Source organism: Sphingomonas sp. 10B4 (assembly GCF_035019905.1).
In the GTDB taxonomy this organism is placed as follows: domain Bacteria; phylum Pseudomonadota; class Alphaproteobacteria; order Sphingomonadales; family Sphingomonadaceae; genus Sphingomonas; species Sphingomonas glacialis.
Window position 1 is genome coordinate 1 of sequence record NZ_JASJVC010000403.1, and the last position, 259, is coordinate 259.

Genomic DNA, 259 nt, shown 5'->3' on the forward strand with positions numbered 1-259 from the left:
GATGGGGACAGTGACTTTCCGATACGACAAACTTAAGTTACTACCCAAAATTTACTGCTTAAAGCGTATTGCTTAAAACTTGCTACTTAAAAATCGGGCCGGTGCGGCTAACCGGCTTAACGACTTTTCAAACTCTTATTCTTCGCATAAAACTTGGTGGAGGTAAGCGGGATCGAACCGCTGACCTCTTGCATGCCATGCAAGCGCTCTCCCAGCTGAGCTATACCCCCCGGTGCGAAGAAGCGAGATTATAGCAATG

At 47.1% G+C, this 259-nt stretch carries 1 tRNA gene; it reads right to left on the reverse strand.

The features are described 5' to 3' along the window. Nucleotides 1-154: 154 nt before the first annotated feature. A tRNA-Ala gene (locus QN347_RS20270) sits at nucleotides 155-230 on the reverse strand. Nucleotides 231-259: the final 29 nt, after the last annotated feature.